Source organism: Fructilactobacillus sp. X3R5C2, assembly GCF_059901175.1.
The window spans coordinates 1-271 of the sequence record NZ_JBWXVC010000028.1 but is presented as its reverse complement, the minus strand read 5'-3'; the positions used below and the strand labels follow the sequence as shown (position 1 = coordinate 271).

The window sequence follows — 271 nt, the reverse complement described above, 5'->3', positions numbered from 1 at the left end:
GTGTGAAGAAGCTCGAGGATGAGCTTGGCGTTCTGATCTTCGAGCGCAGCAAAAGCGCGGTACGCCTGACCCCCGTCGGCGAGAGCATTGTCGCCCAGGCACAGAAGGTACTGGAGCAGGCCCAGGGCATCCGCGAGCTGGCCCAGGCCGGCAAGAACCAGCTGACTGCCCCGCTCAAGGTCGGTGCCATCTATACCGTCGGCCCGTACCTGTTCCCGCACCTGATTCCGCAACTGCATCGCGTAGCGCCGCAGATGCCGCTGTACATCGA

Annotated in this window: 1 pseudogene; it reads left to right on the top strand. The window is 63.5% G+C overall.

What is annotated here, in order from left to right:
* Positions 1-271 (top strand): annotated as a pseudogene (gene oxyR, locus AC6UD4_RS07305) (oxidative stress transcriptional regulator OxyR); the annotation flags it as partial.